This window comes from Neobacillus drentensis, assembly GCF_036962765.1.
GTDB classification, from domain to species: domain Bacteria; phylum Bacillota; class Bacilli; order Bacillales; family Cytobacillaceae; genus Neobacillus; species Neobacillus drentensis_C.
Genome location: NZ_JBALOS010000168.1, coordinates 11,201 through 12,420 on the forward strand (window position 1 = coordinate 11,201; position 1,220 = coordinate 12,420).

1 protein-coding gene is annotated in these 1,220 nt (G+C 39.3%); it reads right to left on the reverse strand.

Going from position 1 to position 1,220, the window contains the following annotated elements; translation table 11 throughout:
- Positions 1-409: 409 nt before the first annotated feature.
- On the reverse strand, positions 410-1,084 hold the full coding sequence (locus V7137_RS20315) for a DUF1028 domain-containing protein (RefSeq protein ID WP_335699756.1): 675 nt from the start codon (positions 1,082-1,084) through the stop codon (positions 410-412).
- Positions 1,085-1,220: the final 136 nt, after the last annotated feature.

Consider the following 1,220-nt stretch of genomic DNA (forward strand, 5'->3'; position numbering starts at 1 on the left):
TTATTATAGTTACCAATATTTGATCTCTAGTAGGAATATTCTGGAATTTAAGACAAAAAAACCGCTGAAACATCAGATTAAAGAGGACTTCAACGAGTAAATAGTACTCGCGCGAGTAAATGCCGCTTATCCGCCAGTAAATTCACCTTATCCTCCAGTAACCTCATTTTCTTACCGTCAGCTCGCATCTTCTTCTATCATTTACATTTATTATAGTGCTCAGCAATTGTATCCTATTACAAGAAAATGGATAGTGATCATGTTTTAAAAAAAATAGAACCCACAACAATGGATTCCGGACTTAAAAAATATTAATCTCCGATTGCATTCTCTTTAATAAGTTAATTAACACACAAGTTTCAAAGCATTTTCCCCTTGTATTATTGTTGGGTTTCTCAATAAAACACTTTTACTCGTCACCTTTAACCCCATAAGATGGAGCCAATTCAGGTACAACTGCTCTTACCTTATAATCATTAGCCTGTGGTTTGTATAATTCCCATAATTTTTTTAAATCCTGAAGAGGATTATCACTATAATCAACTCGTAAGTCAACAAAAGGGAATGGTTCATCAGTGAATACCAGAAGTCCGATCGAATGCTCCTGGTCGAGCTCTCCCCCCATTTGGAAGCCTTTTTCTATCGCCAAAATTAATCGATCTGTCAAAGACTTTCCTTCTGTCCGTAAAAATTCTCTGCCCATAGCTTCCGGGATTGTGTCATCACTGAGCAGATTACCGATACAGGCAACATTTTTATCACAATATTCTCCATGAACCCCAAGCGCCTTGCTTCCAGTAAAGGCAGCCGAGTTTCCTTTTGAATCGACTACTGCGATTTGGCGAAACTCTGGATAAGGTGATGCCTCCTTCATCGAGCGAATAGCCGATTGCGCATCAAAGCCGTTTTCCAACACCGAAAATCCAATTGTAGCTAATCTCGGGTCCGTTACATTTTGTGTTAATATGGCACCTACATCCGTTTTTGCCCATGGGCACCTTGCCCCAACGGATGGACTGCTGGATGTAACAATGACACCGAACGCACCCGTGGCTGAACAGCGGCCTGCTACCGAAAATGTCATTACATTTCCCCCCTTGCCGAAAATAATTTCATTCAAGAAATTACTTTCTACTATATTAAAGGCTCTTTTCGTAAACTTTGTTGCTTTTGGATCTTAATAAGGATCATGTACTAAGTTTCTAGGCAATTTTCGCAAA